Annotated in this window: 18 protein-coding genes; 1 reads left to right on the forward strand and 17 read right to left on the reverse strand. The window is 67.0% G+C overall.

Translation table 11 applies throughout. The annotated features are described in order from the left end of the window. The coding region (locus FHS03_RS24935; RefSeq protein ID WP_183443614.1) for a calcium-binding protein at nucleotides 1–619 on the forward strand (619 nt) is incomplete at its 5' end. Nucleotides 620–686: 67 nt separating this feature from the next. Here the strand turns inward: FHS03_RS24935 and sctC are convergent. The 17 genes from sctC to FHS03_RS25020 form a co-directional block, all read right to left on the reverse strand. After that, nucleotides 687–2,720 (reverse strand): type III secretion system outer membrane ring subunit SctC, encoded by a 2,034-nt coding sequence (sctC, locus tag FHS03_RS24940; protein ID WP_229426407.1) that lies wholly within the window; start codon nucleotides 2,718–2,720, stop codon nucleotides 687–689. Further along, nucleotides 2,717–3,127 (reverse strand): hypothetical protein, encoded by a 411-nt coding sequence (locus tag FHS03_RS24945; protein ID WP_183443615.1) that lies wholly within the window; start codon nucleotides 3,125–3,127, stop codon nucleotides 2,717–2,719. The genes sctC and FHS03_RS24945 overlap by 4 nt, the downstream gene beginning before the upstream one ends. Nucleotides 3,128–3,130: 3 nt before the next feature. Further along, entirely contained in the window at nucleotides 3,131–3,364 is a 234-nt protein-coding gene (locus FHS03_RS24950; protein ID WP_183443616.1) for a hypothetical protein, read from the reverse strand. Between the two features lie 115 nt (nucleotides 3,365–3,479). After that, nucleotides 3,480–4,136 carry a FliH/SctL family protein gene (locus FHS03_RS24955; RefSeq protein WP_183443617.1) on the reverse strand — a complete coding sequence of 219 codons (657 nt, stop codon included), beginning with the start codon at nucleotides 4,134–4,136 and terminating at the stop codon, nucleotides 3,480–3,482. Next, entirely contained in the window at nucleotides 4,137–4,760 is a 624-nt protein-coding gene (locus tag FHS03_RS24960) for a hypothetical protein (protein ID WP_183443618.1), read from the reverse strand. A gap of 2 nt (nucleotides 4,761–4,762) precedes the next feature. Continuing rightward, nucleotides 4,763–5,548 (reverse strand): type III secretion system inner membrane ring lipoprotein SctJ, encoded by a 786-nt coding sequence (gene sctJ, locus FHS03_RS24965; protein ID WP_183443619.1) that lies wholly within the window; start codon nucleotides 5,546–5,548, stop codon nucleotides 4,763–4,765. Between the two features lie 5 nt (nucleotides 5,549–5,553). Further along, a complete protein-coding gene (locus FHS03_RS24970) occupies nucleotides 5,554–5,970 on the reverse strand; it encodes an EscF/YscF/HrpA family type III secretion system needle major subunit (protein WP_371871773.1) in 417 nt (138 codons plus the stop codon). A gap of 111 nt (nucleotides 5,971–6,081) precedes the next feature. After that, a complete protein-coding gene (locus FHS03_RS24975) occupies nucleotides 6,082–6,555 on the reverse strand; it encodes a hypothetical protein (protein ID WP_183443620.1) in 474 nt (157 codons plus the stop codon). After that, nucleotides 6,545–7,696 (reverse strand): type III secretion system export apparatus subunit SctU, encoded by a 1,152-nt coding sequence (gene sctU / locus FHS03_RS24980; RefSeq protein ID WP_183443621.1) that lies wholly within the window; start codon nucleotides 7,694–7,696, stop codon nucleotides 6,545–6,547. Before sctU ends, FHS03_RS24975 begins: the two co-directional genes overlap by 11 nt. Before the next feature lie 19 nt (nucleotides 7,697–7,715). After that, nucleotides 7,716–8,531, reverse strand: a complete 816-nt coding sequence (gene sctT, locus FHS03_RS24985; RefSeq protein ID WP_229426409.1) for a type III secretion system export apparatus subunit SctT — start codon at nucleotides 8,529–8,531, stop codon at nucleotides 7,716–7,718. A gap of 3 nt (nucleotides 8,532–8,534) precedes the next feature. Next, entirely contained in the window at nucleotides 8,535–8,798 is a 264-nt protein-coding gene (gene sctS / locus FHS03_RS24990; RefSeq protein ID WP_050409818.1) for a type III secretion system export apparatus subunit SctS, read from the reverse strand. Nucleotides 8,799–8,817: 19 nt separating this feature from the next. Next, nucleotides 8,818–9,477, reverse strand: a complete 660-nt coding sequence (gene sctR / locus FHS03_RS24995; protein ID WP_183443622.1) for a type III secretion system export apparatus subunit SctR — start codon at nucleotides 9,475–9,477, stop codon at nucleotides 8,818–8,820. Next, nucleotides 9,471–10,547 (reverse strand): type III secretion system cytoplasmic ring protein SctQ, encoded by a 1,077-nt coding sequence (sctQ, locus tag FHS03_RS25000; protein WP_183443623.1) that lies wholly within the window; start codon nucleotides 10,545–10,547, stop codon nucleotides 9,471–9,473. Before sctQ ends, sctR begins: the two co-directional genes overlap by 7 nt. A gap of 43 nt (nucleotides 10,548–10,590) precedes the next feature. After that, nucleotides 10,591–11,193 carry a hypothetical protein gene (locus FHS03_RS25005; protein ID WP_183443624.1) on the reverse strand — a complete coding sequence of 201 codons (603 nt, stop codon included), beginning with the start codon at nucleotides 11,191–11,193 and terminating at the stop codon, nucleotides 10,591–10,593. Continuing rightward, nucleotides 11,190–11,678 carry a hypothetical protein gene (locus FHS03_RS25010; RefSeq protein WP_183443625.1) on the reverse strand — a complete coding sequence of 163 codons (489 nt, stop codon included), beginning with the start codon at nucleotides 11,676–11,678 and terminating at the stop codon, nucleotides 11,190–11,192. Before FHS03_RS25010 ends, FHS03_RS25005 begins: the two co-directional genes overlap by 4 nt. Further along, entirely contained in the window at nucleotides 11,675–13,018 is a 1,344-nt protein-coding gene (locus tag FHS03_RS25015; RefSeq protein WP_183443671.1) for a FliI/YscN family ATPase, read from the reverse strand. The genes FHS03_RS25010 and FHS03_RS25015 overlap by 4 nt, the downstream gene beginning before the upstream one ends. A 47-nt stretch (nucleotides 13,019–13,065) precedes the next feature. Next, nucleotides 13,066–14,109, reverse strand: coding sequence for an FHA domain-containing protein (locus FHS03_RS25020; RefSeq protein WP_183443626.1), 1,044 nt, complete (start codon nucleotides 14,107–14,109; stop codon nucleotides 13,066–13,068). Between the last annotated feature and the right edge of the window lie 55 nt (nucleotides 14,110–14,164).

A 14,164-nucleotide genomic window follows, 5' to 3' on the forward strand; every position in this document is an offset into this window, starting at 1 on the left:
GATCACCGTAGTCGACTACTTCAATTCGTCAGCCAGCCGCATCGAGAAAGTCGCCTTTGCCGACGGCACGGTCTGGGATATCGCAGCCATACTCGGCCGGCAGAATGGCACCGAAGGCGCGGACAGTTTGGCTGGCCTGAACGGCTATGCCAACCGCATCAACGGCCTGGGTGGCAACGACTCGATCTCCGGTGCTGATAAAGATGACAGGCTCGACGGCGGCGACGGTGCTGACAACATCAGCGGCAATGCGGGCAACGACATACTAATTGGTGGCTACGGCAATGATGTACTGACTGGTGGCACTGGCAATGATATTTTCAGGTTTGCTGGCACCGATCAGGGCGTGGACAGTATTACGGACTTCACTTCAGGTACGGATATTATCCAGGTTCTTGGAAATAATTTTGGTCTGGAGGCCGGGGTTGCCGTAGTGCTAGTCAGTGCCACAACAACGCCTGCATCATCAGGCACTGCAGCTCAATTCCTCTACAACACGACGTCCGGCGCCTTGTATTTTGACCAGGATGGCGTTGGAAGTAACGCCGCCGTTCAGATCGCGACGCTGACCGGGCAGAAAGCACTCGCCGTATCAGATATCGTGGTGGTCGCAGCATAAGCTGTCAGCGAGGCCGGGCGTCAAGCTTTGATGCCTGGCCGACCTTGTGACTCCCTTAGAACGATCATCACTGTTGTCCAACCTGACGAGAAGACACCGCCGCCGGTATCAAAGCCCACGGAGAGCGCTCCATGGTTGTCGCTGGGACAGGAAGAATGGGCTTTGAGCTGGAAGCGTCCACCTCTCTGGCTGGCGTGGACGCTCTTTGAGCGGCGGCAGGTGCTGTCTGCGCCGCTGGCGTTGACTGCGCCGCTGCCGGCTGCGCTGCGACTGCTGGCTGCGTCGCGCCTGCCGGTTTGGCAGGCGACGGCGCAAGCGCCGCCTGCTTCACCGCTTCCGCCGCCGGCTTGGCCTGGCGCGCCTTGCCCGCCGCCGGCTCGGTCTTGGAGCGGTCGGTGCCGCTCAGGCGCGGCGTGATCAGGAACAGGCGTTCGCGCGTACTGCGCGATGCGCTCTCGTTGCGGAATAGGCCGCCGACCAGCGGAATATCGCCCAGCAGCGGCGTCTTTTGCTTGTCGGTCGACATGCGTTCGGCGCGGTAGCCGCCGATCATCAGCGTCTGCTGCAAGTCGACGATGGCTTGCGTGCTGATGGTGGAACGGGTCACGCGCACATTGCTGCGGGCGTCTTTGCCGCCACCGCTGCCGCTGTTGCCCGCGCTGTCGAGCGAGCCGTCTTCGATATCGACTTCCAGGTGCACCTTGGCGCCATCGGCTTCGCGGATGATGCGCGGGATCACGCGCAGCAGGGTGCCGGCGGTGATATCGGCCAGATCGGCCACGCGTTCGCCCACCAGCGGCACGTACGCGGTCTGGCTCAGGTCAAGCACGGCGGCTACATTGTCCAGGGTGAGCACGGTCGGCGTGGCCAGCACGCGCGCCTCGCCCTTGGCTTCCAGCGCCTTCAGGCGCGCATAGAAGCGGTTGATATTGCTGATCAGGAGCGTGGAACCCGGCAGCGGCAGCTGCGTGCCGCGCGAATCGGCCGTGGTGGCGTTGAAGGTGGCGTCCACGACGCCAGCGCGCACGCCCCATTCCACGCCCATCTCCGAGAGGTTGCTGCGGTCCATATCGATGATCAGGGCTTCGATCTCGATCTGCTGCGGCGGCACATCGAGTTCGGCGATGAGGGTGGCGTACATCTCACGCTGCTGCACATCGTCGTAGATCAGGATGGCGTTCATGGCGGCGCTGGCTTCGATGCGCAGCTTGCCCGCTTCGGCCGGCGCCGCCTTGCGGCCTTCGCCTTCAGCGCGCGGTGGGAGGGGCGGCAATGCGCCCTTGCCGTTGGTGGGCGGCGAGAAGATCGGCACGAAGGGGCTGCCCTGCGGCAGCTCCTGGGCACTGCCCTGGCCCACCTTGCCTTGCCGCGAACGCTTGCTGGCGCCGATGTCGAATTGGCTGGTTTCGGCCAGCTTCTCGCCCGTGTTGGGTCCCAGCAGCAGGCCGCTGAGGATGGTCTTCACGCCGGGGATGGTTTCGCTCTGGCCGCGCGCGTTGATGACGCGGTCCATGGCGCTGGCGTACTTCAGGCGGAACACCATCACGCGCCGGCCGCGCGCCTTGGCCTCGCGCGCGTCGGGCAGCAGAATTTCGCGCGCCAGCTTGACGTAGCGGCGCGGGCCGCTGACGATCACGGTGCCGACGTCGGGCAGCTCGCCCCAGCCGAAGCGGTCGTCGAACAGACCGACACCGATCAGGGCCGCCTTGGCATCCTGCACCGCGTCTTCGCCCAGCTCCAGGCGCATCGAGGTATGGTCCTTGGCCGGCACGATGTACAGGGTGTCGTTGTACACGAACCAGCTGCACTGGCAGGCTGGCGCCAGGCGGTTCAAAAATTCGCTGCCGCTGGCGGCGGCCAGCCGTCCGCTCATGAGGCGCTGTCCGGGAACGTCCAGCACCAGGCGGACGCCGTACACGCGGCTGAATTCCTCCAGTACGGCGCGCAGCGTCATGCCGCCGGCATTGATGGCCAGGCCCGTTCCTTTCCAGGATGCCGGAACAGCGGCTTGTACGCCGGCCGATATCAGCAGCATCAGCATGGCCAGCGCAAGGACTGCCAGCAGTTTGCCGGTGCGCGGCAAGGCCGCGGCGCGCATCATCGCGCCCCCGCAGCAAAGAGGGCGCGAATCCGCTGTTCGCTGGCATCGGCGACGCCGTCTTGACGCGGACGGCTCGGCGCCAGCGCGGCGCGCCACATGGCCAGCTGGTTGAGCAGCTGCTCCAAGGCGCCGGCCGCGTCTTCCCAGCTGGCGACGTCGGGCAGCCACTGGCACAGGACCAGGGTGCTGCCGTCCTCGCGCAGAGCCAGGCCGGCGTCGAACTGGCGCGCGCTCTGGAAGCCGGTGCGGGCAGCGTCTTCCAGTTGCGCATCGGTGGCGCCGCTCAACAGGATGGCGCCCAGCTCGGCGCCATCCTCGGCCACCGCCAAATAGGCTGATTCGCCGTCGAGCGTCAGGGGCGCATCGGCCGGCAAATCCGCCAGCCATTGTGCGTTATGGGCGCTCATGGCTTACTTCGTTTCGTTGAGCACGGTTTTCAACGGCTTTTGCAAAAGGCCGAATTGCGCCGTCATGGCGCTGTGGATCATGGCCTGCTGCTGCAGCAAACGAATGAACTCATTCGGATCCGGCATCTCGCCATTGGTCTGGCGGCGGTAAAAATCGTGCATCTGGCCGCCGGTAGCATCGAACTTGCGATCAAGACGGTGGATGGACTGTACGACAGTGTTTTGATTGCTGGACATGGCGATTCTCCTGAGAGGCGAATTTGATCCCAGACCGGCGCGCGCGGCGCCGTGGTCTGGGCTGTGATGGTGAGTGGCGCGGCACCGGCTGCCGGTTCGCCGGCGGCGGGAAAATTCAGCTGGCAGCCGTTGCGATGTCTGCCATGGCGTCTGGCGTGGCGTCAGACATCATGTCTGGCTCGGCGGCTGGCGGCGGCAACACCGCCAGCGCCTGGCGCAAGGACGCCGCTGCCGCGTTGAAGTCGGCGCGCCATTCGCCGCTATCGGCTTCCAGCCGGCAGCAGCCTGGCGCCAGCTCAGGATCGGCCTTGCAAGGCCATGGCGTGCCGTCCGGCGCGGGCATATCCCCGGGATGCAGGCGCAGTACGGCATTCACCAGTTTGGGCGGGGCTTCGCGCAGCAGACGGCGGCAGGCGGCGGCGATTTTTTCCTGCGGCGCCGTTTCCAGCATCAGCCTGTCGTATAGTTCGGCAGCGAGGCGGAGAACGATGTCCTGCGCCTGTTCCAGCAGATCGGCCATGGCGGCCTCCATTCCTTGCTGCAGCTGGACGCCTTGCTCCAGCACGCGCGTTTCCGCAGCTTGCACCGCATGCCTCGCCTGTACCTGCGCCTCGGCCAGCAGTTGTGCTGCCTCGGCGCGGCCTTGTTCGACGATGCGCTCGGCCAGCAACTGCGCATCGGCAGTCATTTCGCGCGTCGAGGCATGCAGCACGCCGTGGCTGGGCAACAGACGCGGGTCGGTGCTCATGCGCGCCGCACAGAAGGCTTTCATTTATCGATCTCCTTGAAATGACAGCTGGCGCGCGCCCTGCAAACATAGGTTCCAGCAGCGCAAACGCCGGCGTGCTGCGGCAGCGCCGGCTGGAGCCACGTCCGCCGGCGCGGCATCGGCGTGCGGCGCCATACCGGCTGGAAGCAGCAGGCGCAAACGGCCCCACATGCCGGGAAAGCCCTGTTCCAGCAGCAGCGCCAGTTCGTTCAGGGCGTCGGTTTCGCACGCGCCCGTCAGCGGACGCTGGGCCGTCAGCGGTTGAATGGCAGCCGTTGCCAGGCACCAGCGACGGACGGCGAGCGGCAGCGCAACCAGCGCTTCATGTTTGCCTTCACGCGCCGCCAACAAGCCGCCATACAGCAGCGCGGCACGGCGCAGCAAGGTGCTGTCGCCTACCGCCAGCTGCTGCCAGGCGCCGTCGAATGCGGCAGGAAGCGCTGCGCGCACGCCGGCTGTCTCGCACCACGGGCGATAGGCGAGGCGCACCGCCAGCGCAGCGCTGTCTGCTTCAGCCGGGGCGGGCGTATCGATTCCGGCCAGTAGCCATGGCGTGAACCACCAATCGAGGAAGCTCTCGCTTAAGGCGGTCGAGCCGCTGTCCGGCGTCACGGCAACAGCGTACATGGCTATTCTTGCGCCGCTGCCGGCGCGCGCCGTTTGCTGAACTTGGCAAGCATCGGATGATTGCGCAGCAGTCCATAGCCCGCCGCCGCCAGCCCCGCCACCACCAGCAATGCCATGACCGTCAGCGCATAGCGCAGGCCGGAGGCCGATTCCGCCGCCACATGAAAAGGTCCGACCATGGTCCAGGCAGGCGGCGGCGGCGCGGCTTCCGCCGGCGTCATCACCACCGACACCTTGTTGCGGCCATCCTCGCCGCTCAGGCCCGGAATGCTGGACGACACCAGGCGCCGCACGCGCGGCGTGACGGCATCCTCGTCCAACGGCGCCCGGTAGCGAATGAAGACCGCCGCCGACGAGGGCTGGATCGCCTCGCCCGGCGCGATACGTTCAGGCAGCACGACGTGGACGCGGGCCGACAGCACCCGGTCGAACAATTGCAAAGTCGCTTCCAGCTCCTCCGACAGGCCATGAATGTAGCGCACGCGCTCCTCCATCGGCGAGGAAATCATGCCCTGCTTCTTGAACACCTCGCCCAGATTGGATCGGTTGCGGCGCGGCAGGCCGGCCGCCTGCATGGCGCTAGTGGCGCGCGACAGATCGTCTTCCTTGACCGTCAGACTGACGCCGGTCTTCTCCTGGCGCTTCTCAACCTGAATGCCCTGCGCGGTCAACGCCTGCACCATCTCATTGGCGTCGACGTCCTGCAGCGATGCCTGCAGCACCACCACCTTGCCGCACCCCGAAAGCAGGGCGGCAAGGGCAAGCAGAAGACAAAGTCGTTTGCCCATGGCGCTTACTGAAGCTTGGTCAGGGAGTCGACCGAGCTGCTGGCTTTCGACACCACCTTGGAGATGGTCTGCACCCGCAGCTGGTAGTCGTTAAGGGCCATCATCGCCTTCATCATCTGCATGGAGTCGGCGCTGGCCGTGGCCCGTTCAAGCAGCCTGGATACGTATTGCTGGTGGCGGTTCACATCGCCGGCCAGGCCGGCGGCGCGGTCGGCCATGACGGTTGCCAGGCTGTCGCGGCCCGTCTCCGGCACCGCCAGCTTTTGCTGCCCGTCGATACGCGCCTGCTGGTGGAACTGCAGTTGTAGCCTGAAGGCCGCAGCGCCGTCGCTCCCAGCGCCGGCTTCAGGAACGGATGGACCGGGCTTGCCGGCCAGACCGGATGCGGCGCTCTGCACCGCCATACTGATTTGAGTACCCACACTGCCTCCATGAAGTAATTCGATCGCGGCGCGCCTTTGCTGGCGGGCGCTCCGTGCCCAGGCAATAGGTGGCATGGCCGGCGCTTGCGGTTCCACTGCCGCAGGCGACGCTTATAGCTGTTCCGCCCCGTCGAGGCAGAACACGCCGCCGCAACCGTGGCTGTTGGTCGGATCGCAGCCCGCGCCGCCGCAGCGCCGCTCGCAGGCCAGGCGCGAGCCGGGACGAACCGCCGGCATACGCGGAGCCGGCTTTGGCTGCGGGCGGCGCAACAGGGGCTGGGCCTGGCCGTTCACCATGGCCAGATGATGCAGACGGTCGTCGCCATCGGCTGGCCCGCTATCGGTTTCGTCCTGCAACAGCGATGCAAGGAAGCCCATCGATGGCGTCTCGTCGTAAAGATTGTCTTTGCCGAAATCATCCATATCGGCTTCGTACAAAAGACCCGCGCCGGTCCTCGGACCAGGCATCAGGCGCCCACGCACTTGCCTGGCGAGTTTGCCGCGCGGGTTCTGGCAGTGTTCCACCTCCACCGGCAAGGGCTCGTGACGCTTTGGCGCCTCCTTCGTTTTGGCCTTAGTCTGCATTGCGTTCTCCTTGCGCCGCGGCTTCCGCCGCGCTCAACGCCAGCATGCCCTGCGGCGCCTCGCCATAACTTTCCAGCTCCACGTCGCTGCCCCCCCGCCCCGACTGCATCAGCTCCATCACCACCGCATAGACCTGGGCCACGGCCTCGTAGCTGGCGCGCGGCACTTCCATATCGGGCTTGCAGCTGGCGTACAGCGTGCGGGCCAGCCATACGTGGCGAATAACCGGAATGCCATGCAAGCGCGCGCGCGCCATCATGGCTTGCGCCGTCGCATCCCGGCCCTTGGCGATCACCTGCGGCACCATGCCGGCGGCCGGGTCATAGAACATGGCCACGGCGAAGTGGCTTGGATTGACCACCACCGCATTGGCATCCTCGGTGCGCGCCACCGGTCCTTCGTTGGCCCACTGGCGCGCCAGCTGCTTGCGCTGCCCCTTGACCATCGGATCGCCTTCCGATTCCTTGTATTCGCGCTTGATTTCCTCCATGTCCATCATCAGCTCATTCTTGTGGAAGTGCTTCTGCATGGCGAAATCGACCGCGCCCAGGCAGAGGCAAATAATGACGACGCTGTGAAAGATGGACTTCAGCAGCGTGATAAAGGCGAAATACACGTCCCGCGGCTCGCCGGTGGACAGCTGTGCGATCACCGGCAAGGCGCTGCGCGTCAGGCTGTACACCATCCAGCCGATCAGTCCCGCTTTGGCCACCGAAATCAGCAGCTCGATCAGCTTCTTTTTCGACAGCAGCTGCTTGAAGCCGTTGACGGGATTGAGCTTGTCGAATTTCGGCGTGACCGATTCGGCGGCAATCAGGACGCCGAACTGGCCCCAGTGCGCCGCCACGCCGACCACGATGCAGATCAGGAAGCAAACGCAGAAGACGACCAGCAAGAGCAGGCCCGCCGCCTGCAGCACGTCCCACATCGCGCCCTGGAAGGGACGGCCGATACTGGCAATACCCAGCACAAACAGGCCATCAAGGGAGTCGCGCCACAGGGGCTCCGTGGCAAAGGCCGTTTCCGCCACCGCCACCAGCGTCGCCAGGCGGGCCAGATCGCGGCTGACCGCAATCTGGCCCTTCTTTCGCGCATCCTCAATCTTCTTGTCTGTAGGTTCTTCGTTCTTTTCATCGCTCACGCGGCTCTCCTTCGCGGCCTTACGGGCCGCGCTGCACGCCGACCAGGCTGCCCGTCAGATCCAGCAGACGGGAAAAGTCGCCGGCCACGTGGTGCGCCAGCGTGGGCCAGTACAGCAGCAGGATCACCACGCCGGTCAGGCTCTTGATCGGCGCCGAGGCGAACGACACCTGCAGGTTGGAGGCAAACACGCCGATCAGGGCAAACGCCAGTTCGATCAGGATCAGCGGCACGATCACCGGCGCGCCGTACACGATGATGTGCCAGAACAGCAGGCCGAAACGCTTGATCAGCAGGTCCATATGGCCAGGCTCGAAGGGCGGCGCCAGCGACCAGGCCGGCCACGCGGCATAGCTTTCCACCAGAATGCGCGCCAGCGCGAGGAACAGGCCGGCCTGCACCATGACCAGCACCACCGCCTGGATCAGCACGCCGCCGATGGCGCTGGCGTCGCGGTCCACGCCCGCGTTATTGGTCTGGATCTGGACCGCTGAACGCTGGCTGTCCAGAATCGCGCCCACCGACTGCACCGCCCATAGCGGCATGGCGGTCAACATGCCCAGCAAAAGGCCGATGGCGGCCTCCTTGAAAATCAGCATGCCGCACATCAGAAAGTCCGGGCCGAAGCGCTGCACGGCATAGTAGGTCGGCAGCGCGGCCGGCAGGGCAATGGCCATGGCGGCGATATTTTTCGCCATCCCGGTCAGCACATTCAGGCCAAAGCCGGGCAAGATCACCAGGCAGACCAGGATCCGCGGCGTGCTCAGGGCCAGCGCCACCATGGCGTTCTGCATATCGACCAGCAGCGCCGGCTGCAGGTTGCCGAGATCGGACATGGCTTAGCGCCCCACGGATGGCAGCATGGCGAAAGCCAGGTCGGTCAGCTGGATCAGCTGCACGCCGATCCAGCGGCCCATGCCCGCCAGCGTGACGGCAACCGCCACCAGCTTGACGACATAGGGCAAGGTCTGATCCTGGATCTGGGTCACGGCCTGCAGCAACGACACCGTCACGCCGCACAGCGTGGCGATAATCAGCGGCGGCGCCGACAGCATGACGGCCAGCCACAGGCCCTGCTGGAAGAAGTTCAGAGTTTCTGACACGGCATTCCTTTCTGCGTTTTCAGGTATAGGAGGCCGCCAGCGCATGCAGCAGCTTGCCCCAGCCCTCAACCAGCGTAAACAGCAGCAGCTTGAGCGGAATGGTGATGGTCTGCGGGCTGACCTGCTGCATGCCGAGGGCCATCAGCAGATTCGACACCAGCAGGTCGATGACCACGAAGGGGATGTAAATCAGGAAGCCGATTTCGTAGCCTGCCTGCAGCTCCGACACCACGAAAGCAGGGATCAGCACCAGCAAGTCGTTGGAGCGCGCCTCTCTGGCGTAATCTTCCGGCCACAGTTTTTTTGCCGACGCCAGGAACAATTCGCGCTGATCGGGATTCCCGTGCTTCATCATGAAGCCGCGTAGCGGTTCGAATGCGTCGATGGCCTTGGCCAGCACGGGCGAGGTATGCGTGCTGACCGCGGGCGGCGCCGGCTGGGCCACTCGCTGACCGATCTGCTGGATGGTGGGCGCCATGATGAACCCCGTCAGCACCAGCGCGATGCCGTAGATTGCCAGCGTCGGCGGCACCTGCTGCACGCCGATGGCGCTGCGCAGCACCAGCATGACCATGGACAGCTTGAGGAAAGAGGTGGTCGTCACCACCAGCAGCGGTATCAGCGCCAGCGACGCCAGGATCAATGAAAACGATATGACGTCGGGCTGGGTACTCAGCATGCCGCGCTCCAGGAAGTGATGCGGATGCCGAGACGGCCATCCACATCGACCGCTTCGCCGCGTCCCAGCTCGCGCCCGGAACAACGGATGGCGATGCTGTCGGCGCTGCCCTGTTCCAGCTGCAGCACGGCGCCCGCCGCCAGCGTGCGCAATTGGCCGAGCGTCAGGCTAAGCACGCCCAGTTCAAAGCTCAACGCCAGCGGCAACTGCTCAAGGGTGGCATCGGCCAGCGTTGGCGCCGCATCAGCCGGTGCCTCCTCCATCGCGGCTGCCTGCGGCGCCGCCAAGGGCTGGGACGATTGTTCGCCAACTTCTTCGCTGTCTTGGTTCAATTGCATCTCCATTGAAAGAATGGTCAGGAGGCCGGGCGCGCCGTAGCGCACCTGTATCAGTTGGCCGCCCAGGGACAGACTGCCCACGCCATGGATGTCGAAACGGGGCGCATCGGGAAGGATCACGTCGCCCGGCGCCAGTGTTTGCAATGCCGCCAGCGGCAGGCGATGCGCGGCGGCGCGCACCGGCAGGACGACGGGCAGTTGCGCCAGCGCCAACCAGGGGACGCCCGGCGCATGCCAGGCGCCGTGGTTCAGCAATGCCAGCCAGGTCTGCGGCGAGGCCCGCGCGATCGTGGCCGTCATATGCGCGCCGTCGCTCAGGCTCAGATGCAGCGGCAGCAGCTGGGGCGGCGCTACGGCGTCGCGCTGCAGCGCGCGCAGCGGCGCCAGCGGCGTGCGCGCCAGCCGTCCGAGCAAGGCGGCATCCAACCATTCCCGCTGCGCGGCCGGCGCGGAGGCGGTGGCCTGGGGATCGATGCCGCTCAAGCCATGCAGCAGCGCCGCGCCATCGTCGAGCCAGAGCGGACCGGCCGGACCATCCAGACACAGCGCGGCGCCAGGCGGCGTCGCGTCCGGCGCGCCAGCCCAGTCCAGACGCAAGGTCAGCGCGTCGTGGCGGCAACACACGCCACCAGCCACGCGCCGGCTCAGCTCAGCGTAAGCGGCGCTGACGGCGCTCCGCTGCCAACGCGCGGGCCGCGTTGGCGCGGCAGGCAGCACTTCCGATTCCGCCATGGCGGCTCTCCCAGGTTGGACCGGCGGCCGGTCCGGCCGCCGCTTACAGTATGGTCAGGGACACGCCCTTGCCTATACGTCGTTCCAGATGGCCAGTCAGTTCCCTTTGCTGTGCGCGCAAACGCTCGGCGGTGCGCGAGCAGGCCGGTTTCAGATGGTAGGTGACGGCGGCCGGCGTGCTGTCCACGGCCACGCCCAGCGTCTCGCCATTGGGCAGGATCACCTCGAAGATGCCGCTGCCGGCGCCATTGGACAGCAGCGCCGCGATCGCCTCGGCCTCGTCGGCCGCGCTATCGGACGGCGTGGCCGCGGCGGCCTGCAGCCCGGCATCGTCCTGCTCCGATTCATTTCCGCCACCCTGCTGCCGCTCCATCGATGCCGGCTCGCCGGCCGCGCCATCCTGGTTTGCCGCGGCCGGCGGCTCGCGCGGCGGCGCGGGAGCGCGGCCGCCCGCTTCCGCCGCCGGGGGCGCGGCGGGTCTGGCGTGGCCGCGCGGCGGCCGCGAAAGCGGTGGGGGCGGCGCGGCGGGCGCGGCGCCTGCGCCGGCCGGATGGCGCGCGGCGGGATTCTGGCCAGGACGCACAGGCGCCTTGGGCAGCAGCTCCTCCAGCTGGCGCGTGGACAGGGCCAGCGGCAAGCGGTTCACCCACCCTCCGCGTTTTGCAGGCTCAGCGCGCGCAGTTCATCGCGCAGGATGCCCAGCTTTTCCTGCTGTCGCTGGGCGCGCTGCACTTCCTCGTTCGCGGCAAAATAGCGTGTCCCGGCCGCGCGGCAGCGCCGCACGGTTTCCTGGCAACGCAGATTGAGCTGGGCCGCCTCTTCCTTCATGCGCTCATAGCGCGCCTTGGCAACGTGGAACTGGCCGCTGGTGATCGTCATCCCCAGGAAGCTGGCACGCGCCTCCTGCCAGAATTGCACTGCCTGCCGCAACGCCTCCCGTTTGCGCAGCTTGCACTCGCGCAGATTCTGGCGGCAGCTGCGCCAGGCATCGCGCGCCGTGCCGCGTTCGCGCTCCAGGCGGCCAAGGCGCTGCTTGCGCACATGCAGCAGCTGGTCCAGGCGGCGGTCGGGCCGTTTCGGTTCCGGCACGTCGGCGACTTCGCGTTTGGCGCGGCGGATGCTGCCGCTCATGCCTGCATGCCCATCAGGGTGTCGAGGGTTTCCTGAAATGGCGTGCCGGTGCCGCTGCCGGTGTACTGGCGCAGGAATTCCAGCTGGGCGGGCCGCAGCTGCATGGCGCGGTCGGCCACCGGGTCGGCGCCGGCCTGGTACTCGCCCAGACGGATCAGCAGTTCCATTTCCTGATAGCGCGACAGCAGTTCGCGGAACTGGGCCGCAGCGCCGCGGTGCTCGCGCGTGGTCACATTGCTCATTACCCGGCTGATGCTGGCCAGGACGTCGATGGCCGGATAATGGCCCTGCTCCGCCAGTTTTTTGCTTAGCAGGATATGGCCGTCCAGCAGGGACTTGGCTTCGTCGCCGATCGGATCGGATGCGTTCTCGCCATCCACCAGCACCGTGTACATGGCGGTGATCGCGCCGTCCGGCGTGCTGCCGGCGCGTTCGATCAGCCTTGGCAGCATGGTGTACACGGACGGCGTGAAGCCGCCGCGCGCGGGCGGTTCGCCGGCCGCCAGGCCGATCTCGCGCTGAGCGCGGGCGAATCGGGTCAGCGAATCGACCAGCAGCAGCACTTTCTTGCCGCGCGCGCGGAAAGCTTCAGCGATGGCGGTGGCGGTAAACGCCGCTCGGGCCCTTTCCATCGAGGTGCGGTCGGAGGTGGCGCAAACGATCACGGTTTTGCGCACCAGCTCCGGATCGAGTTCGTGTTCCAGAAATTCGTTCAGTTCGCGTCCGCGCTCGCCGATCAGGCCAAACACGATCACCTCGGCGGCGCAGCCGCGCGCGATGGCCGCCATCAGCGTGGTCTTGCCGCAACCGGGGCCGGCAAACACGCCGATGCGCTGGCCCACGCCCATGGTCAGCATGCCGTCGATGGCGCGCACGCCGGTGGCCAGCGGGGTCGCGATGCGTGGCCGGTCCACGGCCTGGGGCGCATCGCGGATCACTGGCACGGAGACGCGCCAGGTGGCCTGCACATCGGCGGCGGCCGGCGCGCGGAACATGATCCGGCCAAAACCGTCCAGCACACTGCCGTACAAATGGTCGCCGGCCTCGATCATATGGGCGCGGCGCAGCGGCTCGATCACGGTATTGCTGGACACGCCCTCCAGGGGGCTCAAGGCCGACAGGATGGCGCAGCGCTCGGTGAAGCCCACCACTTCGGCCAGCATCGGCGCGCCGCCCCGTTGCGCGTCGTATAAATGGCATAGTTCGCCGATCTGCACCGGCGGCATATGCGCCTCGATCAGCGTTCCCAGCACCTGCGCCACCTTGCCCCGGCTGGTGAAACCGGGCCGCGCGGGCAACTGCGCCGTCCAGGCGGGCAGCGTGGCGCGCATCTGCCGCATGGCTTGCGCCAGGCCGTCCTGCCGTGGCCGGCCGGCGGCGCCGGCCGTCACCACTTGACCTCGATCGGCTGGCGGCCGGCGAAACTGAGCCGGTTGCCGTCGATGGCGGTCAGGCGCACGCCCCGGTGTTCGTCGCCGGGATAGATGCGCTGGCCATCCATGGTCACGATGCTGGCCTGGTTGCCGGTCACGATCTGCCGGATCTGGAACGGCAGCATGGTGTCGGCGCCGCCCAGCTCCACATCGATGGGGAAGCCGATGTTATTCGCTTTCACGAATTCCGCGAGAATGCGGCGCAGGCGCAGCGCTTCGTCCTCGTCGAGCGCGGCCTTGATGCGCCAGGCGCCATCGTTCAGCTGCAGATCGAGGCGGCGCAGCATGTCGACATCGGCCAGGCGCTTGCGCAAGGCCTGGGCCAGCGCCGCCGGGGTTGGCGGTGCTGGCGGCGCGATCGCCACAATGGGCGGCGGCGGCGGGGCCGGCGGCGTCTTCGCGCTGATGGCCAGCGTGGCCACGCCCGCCAGCGCCGTTCCCGCCAGCGCCGGCAGCAGCATGGCGCGGCTGCGCGGACGCTTGCGGGCAGCCGCGGGAGCTGCGGGAGCTGCGGATGGCGCGTCGCCGCCCGCTTCCACCTCCGCCACCGGCGGCGGCATGGCGTCCGGCTCCTGCGCCGCCCATTCCGGTCCATCATCCGCCCCATCCCCGGGCGTGGCGGCATCCGCTTCATGGCCCTTGTCCGGAACACCCGCCGTGGCCGGCGGCAGGGGCGGCGGCTCGGTCCACGCGGCGCCGGCGGCGGCCAGGCCAATCCAGACGCCGCCCAGACGCAGGCAATCGCCGGCCTGCATGGCCTGCTCCGTCAGCAGTGCATCCGATGCGGCGCCGCGCAGTTCGCCCTCCTCGGCGGACAGCAGCCAGCCGGCCGCCGTCAAATGCAGCGCGGCGTGGCGCTCAACCATGCCCGGATCGAGCAGCACCACATCCGCGTCGTCGCTGGCGCCGATCACGTAGTGCTGCTCGCCAAGCGGCAGGCTGGCGCCACGGTGCAGGCCACTCAGGATGCGCAATTCCAGCCCGGCTTGTTCGCTCATTCTTCATCTCCTCAGGATCCGGCGCCCGATAGCGCCGCCGTCATGAGTGGAGCGC

It is taken from the genome of Pseudoduganella violacea (genome assembly GCF_014191875.1).
GTDB lineage: Bacteria > Pseudomonadota > Gammaproteobacteria > Burkholderiales > Burkholderiaceae_D > Rugamonas > Rugamonas violacea_A.

What these genes read in the sequence shown, in the direction of transcription:
- FHS03_RS24945 (WP_183443615.1), bottom strand. Translation starts at nt 3,127, where the DNA reads ATGAGCGCCCATAACGCACAATGGCTGGCGGATTTGCCGGCCGATGCG.
- sctR (WP_183443622.1), bottom strand. Translation starts at nt 9,477, where the DNA reads ATGCTGAGTACCCAGCCCGACGTCATATCGTTTTCATTGATCCTGGCG.
- FHS03_RS25015 (WP_183443671.1), bottom strand. Translation starts at nt 13,018, where the DNA reads ATGCGGCAGATGCGCGCCACGCTGCCCGCCTGGACGGCGCAGTTGCCC.
- FHS03_RS25020 (WP_183443626.1), bottom strand. Translation starts at nt 14,109, where the DNA reads ATGAGCGAACAAGCCGGGCTGGAATTGCGCATCCTGAGTGGCCTGCAC.
- FHS03_RS24955 (WP_183443617.1), bottom strand. Translation starts at nt 4,136, where the DNA reads ATGAAAGCCTTCTGTGCGGCGCGCATGAGCACCGACCCGCGTCTGTTG.
- sctQ (WP_183443623.1), bottom strand. Translation starts at nt 10,547, where the DNA reads ATGGCGGAATCGGAAGTGCTGCCTGCCGCGCCAACGCGGCCCGCGCGT.
- sctT (WP_229426409.1), bottom strand. Translation starts at nt 8,531, where the DNA reads ATGTCCGATCTCGGCAACCTGCAGCCGGCGCTGCTGGTCGATATGCAG.
- sctC (WP_229426407.1), bottom strand. Translation starts at nt 2,720, where the DNA reads ATGATGCGCGCCGCGGCCTTGCCGCGCACCGGCAAACTGCTGGCAGTC.
- FHS03_RS24960 (WP_183443618.1), bottom strand. Translation starts at nt 4,760, where the DNA reads ATGTACGCTGTTGCCGTGACGCCGGACAGCGGCTCGACCGCCTTAAGC.
- sctJ (WP_183443619.1), bottom strand. Translation starts at nt 5,548, where the DNA reads ATGGGCAAACGACTTTGTCTTCTGCTTGCCCTTGCCGCCCTGCTTTCG.
- FHS03_RS25010 (WP_183443625.1), bottom strand. Translation starts at nt 11,678, where the DNA reads ATGAGCGGCAGCATCCGCCGCGCCAAACGCGAAGTCGCCGACGTGCCG.
- FHS03_RS24975 (WP_183443620.1), bottom strand. Translation starts at nt 6,555, where the DNA reads ATGCAGACTAAGGCCAAAACGAAGGAGGCGCCAAAGCGTCACGAGCCC.
- FHS03_RS24950 (WP_183443616.1), bottom strand. Translation starts at nt 3,364, where the DNA reads ATGTCCAGCAATCAAAACACTGTCGTACAGTCCATCCACCGTCTTGAT.